Source organism: Trichocoleus sp. FACHB-6 (assembly GCF_014695815.1).
GTDB lineage: Bacteria > Cyanobacteriota > Cyanobacteriia > Cyanobacteriales > FACHB-T130 > Funiculus > Funiculus sociatus.
Genome location: NZ_JACJOY010000026.1, coordinates 1 through 15,718, shown reverse-complemented (window position 1 = coordinate 15,718; position 15,718 = coordinate 1). Strand labels below are relative to the sequence as shown.

Below are 15,718 nucleotides of genomic sequence, written 5' to 3'. Positions count from 1 at the left end.
GATTTTAGGCAGGTTGTATCTTGATTCCCTCAAAATAACTGACACAATAGGTAAGTAGGCAGGACTCACCACAATGAAAGTTGATCGTACAAACTCCTTGAATCATCGACAAGAGCTTACCATAAATTTTACTCAGGAGTTTTGTGCGGACTGCCAAGTGAGCGGAGCACGATTTGCGGCGATCGTAGATCATATGGCTGAGGCATTCATTTCCATTAATTCACAGTGGCACTGCACCTATGTCAACCGTAAAGCAGAACAGCTTTTAAATAGGAAGCGGCAAGACCTAATCGGCAAAAATATATGGGCAGTATTTTCGGTCGATCCTACCTCTGAGCTATATCAGCATTGTCATCGAGTAATCGTAACGCAAACTGCAATCGAGTTTGAAGAACACTATCCCTCACTCAACAAGTGGTTGAGAATTCGCGCAATCAAGAGTGAAGATAGCTTACTCCTTTACTTCCAAGAAACCACCGAAACATCTCAAGCCGAGCAACAATTGAAAGCCGAAATCGCCAAGTGCCAGCAGGTGGAAGCCACTCTTCAGAAAGAACAGGACTTTTTGAAGGCAATTCTAAATAACGTTCAAGCTGGCATTGTGGCTTGCGATGCCGATGGCATATTGACGGTATTTAACCAAGCCGCTAAGGATTTTCATGGATTGCCTCAACAGCCAGTTCCACCGGAGCAATGGGCTGAGTATTATAACTTGTATTTGTCCGACGGCAAAACACCCATGAATACAGAGGATATTCCCCTGTTCCAAGCCTTGCAAGGACAGAACGTTCGTGATGTGGAAATGATGATTGTTCCGCAGCAGGGAACTGCCCGAACGCTGTTAGCAACTGGACAGGCGATTATTGCCGCCAACGGCGAAAAACAGGGTGCTGTTGTCGTGATGCACGACATTACACAACGCAAGCAGGCAGAAACTGCTCTGCGCGAGCGTGAAGCGCAATTATCGAGCATCTTCCAAACTATTCCTGATGGCATCACCATTCTAGATTCTACCGGACAGATTATTGCGGCAAATAGGGCAGCAGAGAGGATTTTAAGATTGACTCGCAGTGACATTGTGGAGCGAGACTATAACGATCCATCCTGGTTCATTACAACCGTGGATGGTCATCCTTTCCCAGAAGATGAACTGCCGTTCGCGCGGGTGATGCAAACAGGTCAGGCTATTTATGGTATTGAACATGCCATTAACCATGCCGATGGCACCCGCACGATTCTCTCGATCAATGCTTCCCCTTTGTTAGACGAAGAAGGGCAAATTATCAATGTCATTGCTGCTTTAAGCGACATTACTGAGCGCAAGCAAACCGAAGAAGAACGAGTACAGCTTGTTCAAGAACAGGCAGCCCGTGCCGTAGCAGAGAATTCTCAGCAAAAATCAGCATTTTTAGCCCAAGTGAGTGCTGTTCTTTCTTCTTCACTGGAGTATGAACAAACCCTCCAAAGCGTTGCAAAGCTGGCAGTTCCTTATTTTGCAGATTGGTGTAGTGTCGATCTGCTGAATGACGATCGCACAATCAGTCGTGTTGCAGTTGCTCATTCAGATCCCGAAAAAGTGAAGTTGGGCTGGGAATTGGCTCAACGCTTTCCCAGACATCTCGATGATGGGTATGGCATTACTAAAGTCATGCAAACAGGACAGGTTGAAATTGGGAGCGAGATTAAAGATGAACAGTTAGTTGCCACAGTGCCGAATGCTGAATACCTGGAAATCTTACGTGGAGTTGGGTTAAAGTCCTGCATCATTGCACCGCTACAGGCACGCGGGCGCGTGTTGGGTAGCATTACCTTTGTGTTTACTGAATCCGATCGCCGCTATCGCCTGGAAGACATTGGTCTGGCTGAAGATTTGGCTCAGCGAGCAGCGATCGCCATTGATAATGCTCGTCTCTATAAGGAAACACAACAAGCGAAATTAGCCGCCGAACTCGCTGCTAACCGGACGGCTCGACTGCTGGCGGTGATGACGGCTTTGTCTGAATCGCTAACCTCGGCTCAAGTGGCTCAGGTGATTATTGAACAGGGAATGTCCGCACTGGGAGCGAGTTCTGGTTTGGTTGCGGTATTAAACCAGGATGCGAGCGAACTGGAGATTATTCAAGCGATCGGGTATGAGCACGTAGGAGACTTTCTGCGTAGTTTTTCAATTCATGCACCCTATCCTCTCGCAGAAGCTGTGCGAAGTGGGCAACCTGTTTGGGTAGAAACTATTGAAAACCGAATTGCCCGTTATCCTCATTTAGCCGAAGCTTATGCCAAGGCGGGTTCAGAAGCCTGGATTTCAGTGCCATTGTTGATTGAAGGACAAGCCGTTGGTGGGCTATCGCTGAGTTTTTCGACTGTTCCCCGACTTTCCGAGAGCGATCGCGCTTTCGTTTTGGCACTGGCACAGCAGTCGGCGCAGTCGATCGACCGAGCACGGCTCTACGAATCAGAACGGCAAGCACGGGCACAAGCAGAAGCAGCTAACCGAATTAAAGATGAGTTCTTAGCTGTCTTGTCGCACGAATTGCGAACTCCGTTGAATCCGATTCTGGGTTGGACTCGACTGCTGCGAAGGGGAACCCTCGATTCCAGCAAGACGGCGGCAGCTCTCGAAACGATTGAACGCAATGCTGAGCTACAAGTTCAACTGATTGAGGACTTGCTGGATATTTCTCGTATTCTGCAAGGCAAGCTGAGTTTGGACTCTACTCCAATTAATTTAAAAACAACTGTTACAGCCGCGATCGAAACAGTGCGTCTAGCCGCCGAAGCGAAGAACATTCAAATTCAAACTCAGCTTGAATCGACTGGGGGAGAGGCGTTAGGAGATGCTGCCCGATTGCAACAGGTTGTCTGGAACCTGCTCACCAATGCCATTAAGTTCACCCCAACTGGAGGTCGAGTTGAAGTTGAGCTAAAAACGATTGATTCCTATGCTCAAATTCAAGTCAGGGATACGGGGAAAGGGATTAAGCCAGAGTTTATTCCCTATGTCTTTGACACGTTTCGACAAGCCGATAGCAGTATTACTAGAACATTTGGTGGGTTAGGGCTGGGATTAGCGATCGTGCGTCGCCTCGTTGAGCTACATGGTGGCACTGCCAAAGCCGAAAGTTCTGGAGAAGGACAGGGAGCAACATTTACTGTCACACTTCCGTTGTTAGCCAGGAGAAATCATGCAAACAGTGACCAGAAAGACAATCTATCACTCAATGCTCACACTTCACCCTTGGCTAGATTATGTATCCTGGCAGTCGATGACGAAGTAGACAATTTAGAGTTAGTTCAATTTATCTTGGAGGGAGCGGGAGCCACCGTGATCTGTGCATCTTCAGCAACAGAGGCGCTACAACAACTTGATAAATCTAAGCCAGATGTTTTGATTGCTGATATTGGAATGCCACAAATTGATGGGTATATGTTGATTCGTCAAGTCAGACAACTATCCACACACGAGGGAGGAGAGATTCCCGCGATCGCACTTACTGCCTATGCTGGAGAAATCAATCAGCAGCAAGCCCTAGATGCCGGATTTCACAGGCATCTTTCCAAGCCGGTTGAACCGGAAATGTTAGTGCAGACAATTGAGCAATTGCTTCATCGAATTGGGTAAGGGAGAGTATTAGACATCTGCGGGAAATTAAGATTCAGCTACCTCGCTACAACAATCTCAGGTTAATTATCGAAGATGTCTTTTGAGTATAGTGTGGGAGGATGTCACGTCTTGAGGACTAGCCTAATGCTGCTTGGCATAGATTTAGGAACAGGCTCTGCTAAGGCATTGCTCCTAGCGACAGACGGAACCACTATAGGTGAAGCATCAAGCTCCTATCCCGTTCATGCACCCTACCCTGGATGGGCTGAATCGGAGCCAGGGGATTGGTGGTCAGCTGTTGGCGAGGCTGTTAGAAAGGCAGTGGGAAATCACACTGACCAAGTACAGGCGATCGCACTTTCAGGACAAATGCACGGTGTTGTCCTAGCTTCGGAGTCAGGTCAACCCCTGCGTCCTGCTATCCTTTGGGCAGATACTCGTAGTGCCACGCTTAACGCTTATCATTCGCTCGATTCCGCTATTCTAGAGCGCTTGGGCAACCCGATTACGGCTGGAATGGCGGGTCCAACCTTGCTGTGGCTACGAGAATACGAGCCTACTGTCTACACCGAAGCGCGTTGGGCACTCCAGCCAAAAGATTGGCTACGGTTACGGCTGACTGGAGAAGTTGCAACCGAACCATCTGACGCTAGTGGTACTTTGCTTTACGATGTTGTGTCGGACAACTGGGCAAGGGATGCAATCTCAGCCCTGAATCTACGTTGTGATTGGTTACCCAAAATTATCCCTTCTAGTGCGATCGCAGGTTACCTAACAACTGATGCTTCAGAGCATCTTGGCTTAAGAGTTGGCTTACCTGTTATCGCTGGTGCTGCGGATACGGCAGCAGCAGCACTGGGTAACGGACTACTAGAACCTGGATTAGTTCAACTAACCATCGGCACAGGCGCTCAAATCATTACACCTCGCTCCCAACCCATTATCGATCCTCATGGTCGTACACATCTCTATCGAGCCGCCGTACCTAACCAGTGGTACACCCTTGCCGCAATGCAAAATGCGGGGTTAGCACTTGAGTGGGTACGAGGTATCCTGGGCTTGAGTTGGCAGGAAGTCTATACTAAAGCGTTTTCTGTTCCCCCAGGATGTGAAGGGTTAACATTTTTGCCATACCTCACAGGTGAGCGAACTCCACACCTTGACCCATATATACGTGGGGCATGGGTAGGACTGGGACTTCATCACACACAGGCGCACATGATGCGGGCAGCTTTAGAGGGAGTTGCTTTTGCCTTGCGACAAGGTTTTGAGGCTCTTGAGGCAACAAATTTTCAAGCGACACAAGTGCGTTTAGCAGGCGGTGGAACGGCAGAAATGCCTTGGAAACAATTACTGGCTGATGTATTGAGAATACCCCTCTATGCAACAACAGTTACGGCTGCTTCCGCGCGTGGTGCTGCTCTACTGGCGGGTATCGGAATTGGCATATACGCAGATGCTAATGACACCATCAAACTGGCAGTTACACCAACGCTTGCTGCAACTCCCCACTCAGTTGATTCAGCCCTAGAAGAGGCTTGGATGCGATATCAATCCCTTTATCCACGACTTAAAAAACTCTGATAAAAGTTATGCCTCGCGGGGGAATCACCAGAACGTATTTATTAATACATTATTAAAATAAGGCTGTTTAAGATCAGTCAATCAAAGAAGTTAGTTTACTAAGAGAATCAATAGATATTACATGAACATAGTAGGTGGAATAAACCTTCCCAAATCAGCCGATACTTCTGATTTATACATCCAGTGTAATGAATCTGCATCTATCAACTACCAGGAAGATGACAAAAAAGTTGTTTTAAGTCAGGGTGGTATTGTCTCCTCAAATTCTTACTTTAATTCATTTTACGAAAGATTTTATACTAAATATATAACTCTTAGCTCTATCTACTATTTGCTGAAACTTGAAGGAGATTTTCAAGTTTCTGTTTACAGAGAAGTTAATGGAGAAAACAACAGAGAAATTATTTCTGAGCAAAACTTTGAGAAATGTCAATTTTCAGATCCTGTAAAAATCTTACCAATAAATCTTCTTCAAGATGAAAAAGCTGGCAGAATATATTTTGAAATAACCTGTTCTAGTGAACAGGGTGCCTTTAAAGAGGCGTGGATAGCAACAGATGAAAATAAAACTACAGATGTATCATTAGGAATTGTCATTTGCACCTTCAAAAAAGAGGATTATATAAAAAATACCTTAGCTACGATTTTTCAAGATGAATTACTAGAAACTAAGGACTTCAAAATATTTGTGGTTGATAATGGTAGAACTTTAGACAAAGCTGATTTTACAGAGGCAAAGCTGAAACTGGTTCCCAATATAAATGCGGGTGGAAGTGGTGGTTTTACTAGAGGGTTAATTGAAGCTTTAGAGGAGAACACCTACTCTCATTTTTTGCTTATGGATGATGATATAGAGTTAGAAAGTCAATGTATTTATAGGTTATTTTCTTTACATGAGTACGCCAAGACTGATTTTGCCGTAGCTGGAGGACTGCTAAATCTACAGAAAAAGCATATGTTGTATGAAGCAGGAGCAACGTACAACGAAGATTCTAAAACTAGAGGATTTGCGCCTGGGTCATTAACCGCCGCAAATCATAATATTGATCTACGAAGTTCTAGTTCTCTCAACAGGTTACTGCTGGAAGAACATATAGATTATGGGGGATTTTGGTTTTTCTCTTTTTCTAAAGAAGTTGTTGAAAAAATAAAATTGCCGCTGCCTTTATTTATCAAGATAGATGATATAGAGTTTTGTTTAAGAATTAATGAGTTGGGTAACAAAATAGTAGCTTTTCCCTCCATAGCTGTGTGGCATCAACCTGCTTCTGCAAAAAAAATAAATTGGGAAACTTATTATTATATTCGCAATGATTTAATAACTTATGCCATCCATTATTCGATAGGATATATGGATACAGTTCAGCATTTTACAAAAGTAATACTTCAGTCTTTATCAAGCTTTGATTATAATCATACAGAAATGGTTATAAAATCTTTTGAAGACTATATAAAAGGGCCAGATTTTATTAAAAACTCTGAGCCGGAAGTCTTGCATTTAAACATTTTAAAGCTTAGTAAAAGCTATAATGACCAAAATGAGATAGATGAATTAGCTGGTATTAAGCTTTTGACTAGGTGGTTTAAAGTTGCTGCTGAAAGTAGTATTGAATGGTCATCCGTAAGTAGAGGATGGAAAAGTGCTTCAAAGGAGATGACATCTACTATATTTTGGCGGCAATACCTTGGGCTAAAGAACTAAAACTGAGATGATACTACTGAAGGTATGAAACGCTCAGATGATGGCAACCACTCCAACTATTTCAGGAGTGTTGACATACACCAAAAACAACTGCAACAGATGCAACGACAACACGGCAATCTTCTGGTCTTTGAGTCGGTTAGTGGCAAGGGCAGTGATTTTTTCACTAAATTACTACTACCCTTCTTTGCGTAGCGAGAGCGCTTCCCTTGGCGTTACGATAGCGTTAAAATTATTTCCATGATGTGGACACAAATAGATGCTCGTATTACTCAGCTGACTGGCGAAAAGTTTCTTTCGTCACAGCAGCGTTCGGTTAGCGGTGGCTGTATCAATCAAGGTTATGCCATCAGCGATGGGCAGCGTACTTATTTTGTTAAACTCAACCAAGCTTCTCTGGTTCATATGTTTGAAGCAGAAGCGTTGGGTTTACAGCAAATGCTGGAAACTAACAGCATCCGCGTCCCGAAACCGATTTGCTGGGGTACTGAAGGCAATTCTGCCTATCTAGTTCTGGAGTGGTTGGAACTAGGACGTGGCAATACCCAATCTTGGGAGAAAATGGGACAGCAATTGGCAGGAATGCACCAATGGGTGGGAAAAGATGCTTTCGGCTGGGACAGAAATAATACGATTGGTTCTACGCCGCAAATCAACACCTGGAAAGCAACTTGGAGAGAATTTTACGTTGAACATCGGCTGGGTTATCAATTTGGGCTGGCGAAGCGTCGCGGCGGTCATTTTCCCAATCAGGAACGGTTACTAGAGGCAATTCCTGAACTATTGGCAGATCGTCAGCCTCAACCATCGCTGGTTCACGGCGATTTGTGGGGGGGAAATGTGAGTTGTACTGTGGAAGGGGAACCTGTGATTTTTGACCCGGCGGCGTATTATGGCGATCGCGAGGTTGATATTGCGATGACGGAACTTTTTGGCGGTTTCCCAACAGCCTTTTATCGCGGCTATAACGAAGTTTTTCCTTTAGATCCAGGCTACGAGCGGCGGAAACCTCTGTATAATCTGTATCATATTTTGAATCATTTTAATCTTTTTGGCGGCGGTTATGAGTCGCAAGCGTCGGGGATGATTGAACAGATATTGCGTTCAATTTGATGTTGAGCTTAACACTCTATCCTGGCAGGAATAATTTGCTTATGGGAGATTGTCAGGGTCAACGCCAAGCGATCGCAAGTACGCAGCCAACTGTTCAGCCCGAAGACGTTCTTGTTCAGCCCGAAGACGTTCTTGCTGTAGCAACAACTGGGCCTGTTCTACCTGTTGCTGTAGTTCGACTGAAGTTAAAAATCTCTGCCCATCTGGACGATAAATTACCAACTCTCCCTGTCCAGTTGCAAACCGAATTCTTAAGCGGGGACTCGTCCAGCCATCCATTTGCCAAAGTTTTGTCAGATGTTGATCTTGCCGCAACCATCCTTCTAATTCATAGCTTTCTGGGTCATACAGGTAGTATTCTTCGACACCGTAAGTATCGTAAAACTCCAGCTTGCGATCCATCTCTTCTTGATTGTTGCTGAGAGAAAGTATCTCAAAAACAACTTGGGGCGGGATATTATCTTCTTGCCACTGACGATAAGAACGACGTTTCCCCTTGTGTCTGCCGAATACAACCATGACATCGGGTGCAGTCGGAGAAACTATCTTGGATTTGACAGGATACCACAGCAAATCTGCCGCAATAAAAACATCGTTAATGGCGGCGAACAAAATCTCTAAATTCTCTTTTATAATGACTATCCAACGATACTGTTCCGTATCGTCTGCCATTGGTTTGCCGTCACTGTCGGGATAGAGTAGATCGGAGTCAAGTTGCGAAAAGATAGTCATTGGATTTTAGCTTGCTCTCGCGCAATAAATTACGACAAAATTTTAAATAGGGTGGAAATAGCGATCGCTATTTTCCAGACTCATGATTTTTGTCTCTTTTTACCATTTTAAAAATTAATTCTAGACAGAAATTCTGGCACACCCTGAATACCAAGATTAAGGTGAAACACCGCCCCAGCTCCTGCGCCTTCCTCATCGCGGTTGTCACCGCCTGCCGTAGTAACGTAAATATCAGTGTAATCTGGGCCGCCAAACGTGACGCTTGTCACCTTTTTTGCTGGGAAAGGAATGCGTAAAACTTCTGTACCATCGGGAGTGTAGCGAAACAAATGTCCCCCATCCCAACGCGCCGACCAAATATAACCTTCGGCATCAACAGTCATCCCATCGGGGACACCTTCATCTTCTGGCGTGGTGATGTGAACGCGCTGATTGGTAATATTGCCGCTAAATTGGTCGTAGTCGAACTTATAAATTTCCCGTTTATCGGAGTCCGTGTGGTAAAGCTGCTTGTGGTCGGGGGTGAATCCCATGCCGTTAGAGACACCCAGACCGTCAAGTATTTTAGTGAGAGAACCGTCTGTATCCAGGCGGTAGAGGCGACCGAGACGATTAGGTGCTGGCATCGTCCCACAAAAAACCCGCCCTGCGGGGTCAGCAATTACATCATTAAAGCGGGTTTCGCGTTCGTCGGGAATTTCGGGAATCAGGGTGGTAATTTTCCCCTCTTCCCAGCGCTCAATGGCTCCACGAGCTTTAAATAGAAGTAGTGAACCGTCTTGTTGAATAGTGAAACCGCCGACAGCTTCCCCAGAGTAAATTTGCTCGTGGGTTTTGCTGGCATAATCGTAGCGGAACAAGCGACCTGTGGTGATGTCACTCCAGTAGAGGCGCTTCTCAAGTGGGTGCCACAGGGGGCCTTCGGCATTGTGGCATTGGTAGTCTGCGAGGATAGATGGTGTTGCCATTCTTTGAGTATAGGATCAATAAAAAAGTGCAGTTGCAATTTTAGAGCATCGCTAGTCAGTAGCGATCGCAATCTTAATTGCTTAATGTTAAGTAGTTAATAGTCCAGACAATGAGGAAAAGAATTTTAGAAACAATTATTGCGACCTTACAGCCAAAAGATTTTATCTTAGCTTTATGGCAGGGAGGTTCCGCAGCCCACGGTTATACAGATGAGTGGTCAGACATCGACATTGTAGCAATTGTTGAGGACAATTATGTTGAAGAAACATTTAACCTCCTTGAAAAATCTCTCTTAACAATATCGGAAATTAAGTTTAATTTCCGAGTCCCTGAACCAACATGGCACGGTCATTCGCAGTGCTTTTATCAGTTAGAAGCTGCAAGTTCCTTCTTATTGATAGATTTTGCAGTGATGAAGCGCAGTAGTCCCAATCATTTTTTAGAGATGGAGCGACATGGAGAAATAATAGTTGCCTTCGACAAAGCCAATCTCTTAGTTGTACCTCCTTTGAATTTAAGCGAACATTTCTCCAAAATGAAAGCCAGATTCTATCATCTTCAAAATACTTTTGATTTTTTGCAAATATTTGTTAAAAAAGAGATAAATCGCGGACGTTTAGTAGAGGCTATTGCTAACTACCACTCTTACACTCTTCCACCCTTAGTAGAACTTATGGGAATGGTTTATCGACCTTATAGATACGATTTTCAGACAAAGTATTTTAGCCGAGACTTTCCCCCAGAGGTCATTGCTCGTATGGAACCCCTTTATTGTGTTAGGGATCTTGCCGATTTAACAAAAAAACAGCAACTTGCCGAATTGATTTTTGCGGAAACTTTACCTCGTGCAGAAGAGGTTATAACTAGAGCAAACCTAACTCATTTATGAATTTGTCTTCCTATCTTGCTTTAGCGCTATGCAGCGTCTTTGCGGTTTGTTTAGAAAGCTATCTTCACGAATCAAGTACAATTTCTATAAATTTAACTAAATTTTTCGGGAGCAGGCATGACAGAAATTAAAAATGTCAGCGGAACAGCTTTTATCATCGCTGAGCTTAGAGTTGAAGGAAGTGAGGAAAACAATCCTCTTTACACCGATGAAATCGTTAAACTTTTTCTTAATGATGAAACAAAAAAAGTTGCTAAGGAGATAGTTAAAACCTTTCCTCCGGCAAAAGATATGGTAAAAATACGGACAAAATATTTTGATGATGTATTATCAACTCAAATTTCCCTTGGTTATCAGCAAGTGGTTATTTTAGGCTCTGGTTTAGATACCCGTGCTGTCAGGAAAGGTACGGAAAAAGTAGTTTTTTTTGAAATAGATAATCAAAATACTCTTCTATTAAAAGAAGAAAGTTTAAAACAAAACAAAATTTCAGCAAATGTGAAATATATTCCGGGGGACTATGTAAAAGACGATTTAATTGCTTTGCTTGCTAAGAACAACTTTGATTTTAATCTGCCGACATATTTTTTATGGGAAGGGAATATTACGTATCTAACTAAGGATGAAATAATTTTTGTACTAAAACAGATTCGGGACAATGTGAAAAACTTCAAGTTATCCTTAGATTATTTTACTGAAGGAGTAATTTTAAGGACAACTGGTTATCAGGAGATTAATGATTACAGAGATGAGTTGGAAAAGATGGGCGCACCGTGGCTGACTGGCTTTGAAAATATTGATAACTTTGCTGAAGAGTTAAACCTAAAAGTTAGCGAAAACTTTTCAACAGCCGATTTATACAAAAGATATCGTCCTCATAGTTCACTAGAATCTAATATTTTCAATTTTTACTTTGTATGTACTTTAGAAGGTTAAAATAGGTTGGCTTAATGGATGTGTTCCGGGCTTTTGATTAGTTCCGTGAAAGGCGCGGCTTAAGAGTGCTACCTTGGTTTTGGGAGAATGGAGTTTGAAGGGTAAAGATGCGATCGCTCCAATTGAAAGGCTATAGAATTAAGTCAATCTTATGATAATGAGCGATTGGAGCGATGAAAACGTTAGCAAAATGGTCTGTGGATGATTATCACCGCATGATCGAAGCGGGGATTTTGCGCGATCGCCGTGTGGAGTTGCTCAAAGGAGAAATTGTAGAGATGTCACCGGAAGGTGAACCGCACGCTTATTTCAGTAGTGAAGCAGGGGAATATCTGACTCGATTGTTGGGCGATTGCGCTATGATTCGCCAAAGCAAGCCGATTACACTTCCGAATGACTCTGAACCTGAGCCTGACATTGCCATTGTGCAACGGTTGGGGCGTGAGTACCTAGAGCATCACCCTTATCCTGAAAATATTTTCTGGTTGATTGAATACTCAGATTCAACCTTAGATAAAGATTTACAGACAAAAAGTAAAGTCTATGCTGAAGTAAAAATCCCTGAATACTGGGTGGTCAACCTTAAGAGAAGACAGCTTGTAATATTTCGCGACCCCCAAGATGGGGAGTATGCTTCAAAGTTCACGCTATCTGGAGGGACAATTTACCCATTAACGTTTCCAGAGGTAGCTATATCGATAGATTCGATTGTTAGCAATTAGACGAGTAGAGGATTTCGAGAACCCAAAATGGTCACTACGTTATAGAAAAACGCGATCGCATCTCGTCCTGCCTTGGTTTTGGGAGAGTGAAGTCTCAGGGGTAAAGACGCGATTGCGCCGTTGGCATTTCCAGACATCCAGGTATCTGTTGAGAGACTTTTTGGTTGAGCCTTTTGTGTCAGTCTACCCGTTGTAAGAGTTGGAGGTTGATATGACGGATATAATCAAGTTGTTAGATGTAGTTGCTCTTACAGTCAATTTGCCTGAGTTAAATCTCTGGCGTGGGCAAGTGGGTACAGTTGTTGAAATCCTCGCCGATGATAGGGCGTTTGAAGTTGAATTTAGCGATCGCAGTGGGCGAACTTACGAGTCTCTTGGTCTACGTCCAGATCAGATTATGGTGCTACACTTTGAGCCAGTATCTGGTGATGTTGCAGCTTAATAAGGTTAACAGATGCGATCGCTTCTCGTGCTGTCTCGGCTTTGGGTGAGTGGAGTTAAGAGGGAAAGGGGCGATCGCGAAGCGCGATAGCTACTGTTGAGGGTTAGGATGAATCTCCGTTGCCTTCATTTGCTATAAATTGTGTTACCGATAAACACTTAACAGAAATATGGAACTTCAGGATCGCGAAGTAACGCTCAAAATAAAATCACGCCCCTTACGTTGTGCATATCTAGTCCGTAACAGAGATGAGTTACTCGACGCAATAGCTTTATATACACATATGTGGGGAGGTGCTGCAAATGCAATCCTACCACTACCTGAGAATGATGAAGAACTAAATAGCTTTACATCTACTCTTGAGTGGATGAATCCGGATTACATTTTTATTCCTAGAGAAGAACGGTCTTTACCAGTATCTCAGGTGTTGGAAAAGCTACCAATTTTAGCTAGACCTATCTCAAAAGTTGAGATTCAACGCCATATTGATATTGCTAGCAGGGATTTACTTCACTTAGCTGCTGGTTCGCTATCTCATATTAGTAAAGTTCTCTCAGCAATATATCAAAACGGAACAGAAGATATTGGTATTCGTCTGCTCGCTACAAACAATCCCTTTAATTTAGAAAGTGCTTTACACGCAGGACTGCCAACAAAATCATATTGTGATTACTTAGTTCAATATCTAGGAGCTAGTACGTTTTCTCATTTAGAAAATATAAACTTTTTATTTAGAGCATTGCTAACAATAACAAAGTTTAAAAGTCCTTATGATTTAACTTTAGTTAAAACTGGAAAAAGTTATGATTTTAATAGTTATATCATGGAAACAAATGACGAAGAAACTCTTTGCATATTTCTAGATGATGGCAGCGATCTCGGTATTGCAACTGCATTTTGGAATTGTCGGTGGATGTTTCCATACAATAAAATTTTCTTTTCTAGAAAAAAATTTTTGGAAAATATTAAAACTTATGCCTTGCAGATTATTAAGTTCATGCCCTATATTCGAGCAATCCATATTACAACACCTTTTAGTCGTGAAAAAGCATTAGAATTGTGTAGGTTTTTAAAGAACATTTTTCTAGAGGGTGGCAAAGAAGTTTTAGTAAAAATAACCTATCAAGATTTTCGTTTCGATTGGGTTCCTGGTACCTTATCCTCAGGTAAGGCTATCGAAATCACAAGAACAGTTACATCAGAAGGTTGTGTTCGCTTTGACTTAAGTACTCCAGTTGGGCATGAAAATACAAACTTTACTTTTGGTTATGATGCAGAGGTAAAATTTAGATCTGGTAGGAAATTCTTCTGCCCTCATACTTTAGGAAATTCACATTTACTTACTAATGAGCTGTGGAGACTTGACTATTCAGAAACTAATAGAGAGAATTTTGGGAAACATTGGTTACGGCAAGATTTACCTATTCGGGCGGCAGTTAAAGGAATTGCAGGATTAGCATTACCTGGTAAAGAATGTTTTTTCTTTATACATCCAGATAATGTCATTATTACTCGACTGCTTAAAGAACTTGGATTTGAAGTTAAAGCTAATGAACACACTCGCTATGCTCAAGGTTTAGTTAAGCGATTAGGTGGAATTGGAGAAGTAACAAGCCTTATTAATGACGGAGGGGTAGATATTATATCCGTCCTTAGCGCTGATAGAGGAGATCGAGAAGGTCTGAATAGGAGCAAGATTCTCTCTGCTCTCATCAAAAAACGTAGCTTTAATCAAGAAGAGGCCAACAAAATAATTAATCAAAAACTTAAGCCACTATTGGCAAGTGACTTATTGCGTCGTGGTTATTCTCATAGATGTCAGAATTGCAATCTAAAAACTTGGTTTTCTATAGAAGAAATTAGAGAATTCATTGAGTGCAAAGGCTGCTATGAAAGAGAACAGCTACCCTTAGATGATTTAGAATTTACGTATAAGCCTAACGAGCTTGCAGCTCAGCTAATACGAGAGGGAGGCTTAGCAGTTTTAATGACAGCAGCTACACTTATAAGGATTCCATCTTCAAGTTCTAGCCTTATTCAGTTTGGTGGAGATTTCTTTAATGTTGAAAATAAAACTAAATTTGCTGAAGTCGATTTATTCTGCCTAACAGAAGAGGCGTTAATAATTTCAGAGTGCAAGTCCCTTTTCACTAAAAAAGAAGCTGACGAGAAGGAAATAGAAAATAGCATAAAAGAACAAATTGAGCGTACTAGAGAATCTTTAAAGAAGAACTTAGATGTAGCAAAGCGTATAGGCGCAAGTGCAATTGTTCTGGGTGTGTTTACAAATGTATCTAACATATCTAATTTACTTAACATCATAGCTGATTTAAAGGATATGGCTAGAGGTCAAAGTATTGGTTTGCATCTTGCATTAAATGGAAGAATACATCTGTGGGGAAACTCAGACGGTATTGAACCAAGAAAAATAAATCTAGGCGATCTATTAGTTGAGGAACAAGCTTTGTCAAATGAATGGACTGTAGGCGAATCACCTAGTCACTATGGTGGTGCAGTTGGCTCAAAGGGTCTTTTCGACAAAGAGATTTTAAAGCAATGGGAATCAGAGTTAAAAGCGTGAGATCAACTTCATGCGAATTGTGGTACTTGCAAACTAACGCTGCATTTGAGCAGACGGGCGAAAGTCCATAGTGTGGTAGTAAAAAAGAGCTGCTGTCGCTCAATTTAGCCATTAGGTTTCGTAGTCTGCTTATCGCGAACAACGTCTCGCTCGTCAAGTGATGAAATTTAAAGTTAACCCTCTTGCAAAACACCAATCTTAGGTAACTTCTTCCACTCCGACTCAAGCGGTGAATAAAGGCAATAACACACCACAATCTCGTAATACTCAGCTGAGTCAACCGACTTGAACCGCTCAACTCGGCTCGCTTCCCAGTCAGATTAAGGAACATGGGCTGATTGACTGACAAAACTAAGAAGCGGGAATGTGGCTAAGAACGGTGAATTCGCGCTTTAGGGACTCATTAGATTGTCGCTGGCAAGCAACGGCAGGCTGAGGGTCAGGGAC

12 protein-coding genes are annotated in these 15,718 nt (G+C 42.7%); 9 read left to right on the top strand and 3 right to left on the bottom strand.

Annotated features, from left to right (window positions below; genetic code table 11):
• The first annotated feature begins 73 nt into the window (after positions 1-73).
• The 4 genes from H6F66_RS04985 (at position 74) to H6F66_RS04970 (ending at position 8,000) form a co-directional block, all read left to right on the top strand.
• Positions 74-3,619: a PAS domain S-box protein gene (locus tag H6F66_RS04985; RefSeq protein WP_190418834.1), complete on the top strand. Its 3,546-nt coding sequence runs from the start codon at positions 74-76 to the stop codon at positions 3,617-3,619.
• Positions 3,620-3,745: 126 nt separating this feature from the next.
• Positions 3,746-5,185: a xylulokinase gene (gene xylB, locus H6F66_RS04980; protein WP_190418832.1), complete on the top strand. Its 1,440-nt coding sequence runs from the start codon at positions 3,746-3,748 to the stop codon at positions 5,183-5,185.
• Positions 5,186-5,306: 121 nt separating this feature from the next.
• Entirely contained in the window at positions 5,307-6,887 is a 1,581-nt protein-coding gene (locus H6F66_RS04975; protein WP_190418830.1) for a glycosyltransferase, read from the top strand.
• A gap of 243 nt (positions 6,888-7,130) precedes the next feature.
• Positions 7,131-8,000 (top strand): fructosamine kinase family protein, encoded by an 870-nt coding sequence (locus H6F66_RS04970; RefSeq protein ID WP_190419037.1) that lies wholly within the window; start codon positions 7,131-7,133, stop codon positions 7,998-8,000.
• Between the two features lie 39 nt (positions 8,001-8,039).
• Here H6F66_RS04970 and H6F66_RS04965 read toward each other — a convergent pair whose 3' ends face one another.
• Both H6F66_RS04965 and H6F66_RS04960 read right to left on the bottom strand, forming a co-directional pair.
• On the bottom strand, positions 8,040-8,732 hold the full coding sequence (locus H6F66_RS04965; RefSeq protein WP_190418828.1) for a Uma2 family endonuclease: 693 nt from the start codon (positions 8,730-8,732) through the stop codon (positions 8,040-8,042).
• Positions 8,733-8,839: 107 nt separating this feature from the next.
• Positions 8,840-9,700: an SMP-30/gluconolactonase/LRE family protein gene (locus H6F66_RS04960; RefSeq protein ID WP_190418826.1), complete on the bottom strand. Its 861-nt coding sequence runs from the start codon at positions 9,698-9,700 to the stop codon at positions 8,840-8,842.
• A gap of 110 nt (positions 9,701-9,810) precedes the next feature.
• Here H6F66_RS04960 and H6F66_RS04955 point away from each other — a divergent pair, with 110 nt between their 5' ends.
• From H6F66_RS04955 to H6F66_RS04945, 3 genes are all read left to right on the top strand, one after another.
• Positions 9,811-10,590: an aminoglycoside 6-adenylyltransferase gene (locus H6F66_RS04955; protein ID WP_190418824.1), complete on the top strand. Its 780-nt coding sequence runs from the start codon at positions 9,811-9,813 to the stop codon at positions 10,588-10,590.
• Between the two features lie 117 nt (positions 10,591-10,707).
• The gene (locus H6F66_RS04950; RefSeq protein WP_190418822.1) at positions 10,708-11,526 is read left to right on the top strand and encodes an SAM-dependent methyltransferase; all 819 of its coding nucleotides are present in this window, start codon (positions 10,708-10,710) and stop codon (positions 11,524-11,526) included.
• A gap of 173 nt (positions 11,527-11,699) precedes the next feature.
• Positions 11,700-12,248: a Uma2 family endonuclease gene (locus H6F66_RS04945; RefSeq protein ID WP_190418819.1), complete on the top strand. Its 549-nt coding sequence runs from the start codon at positions 11,700-11,702 to the stop codon at positions 12,246-12,248.
• Here the strand turns inward: H6F66_RS04945 and H6F66_RS04940 are convergent.
• Positions 12,245-12,385: a hypothetical protein gene (locus H6F66_RS04940; RefSeq protein ID WP_190418817.1), complete on the bottom strand. Its 141-nt coding sequence runs from the start codon at positions 12,383-12,385 to the stop codon at positions 12,245-12,247. The genes H6F66_RS04945 and H6F66_RS04940 overlap by 4 nt on opposite strands.
• Positions 12,386-12,459: 74 nt before the next feature.
• Here H6F66_RS04940 and H6F66_RS04935 point away from each other — a divergent pair, with 74 nt between their 5' ends.
• Positions 12,460-12,690 carry a DUF4926 domain-containing protein gene (locus tag H6F66_RS04935; protein WP_190418815.1) on the top strand — a complete coding sequence of 77 codons (231 nt, stop codon included), beginning with the start codon at positions 12,460-12,462 and terminating at the stop codon, positions 12,688-12,690.
• Positions 12,691-12,859: 169 nt separating this feature from the next.
• Positions 12,860-15,271, top strand: coding sequence for a hypothetical protein (locus tag H6F66_RS04930; protein ID WP_190418813.1), 2,412 nt, complete (start codon positions 12,860-12,862; stop codon positions 15,269-15,271).
• Positions 15,272-15,718 lie beyond the last annotated feature (447 nt).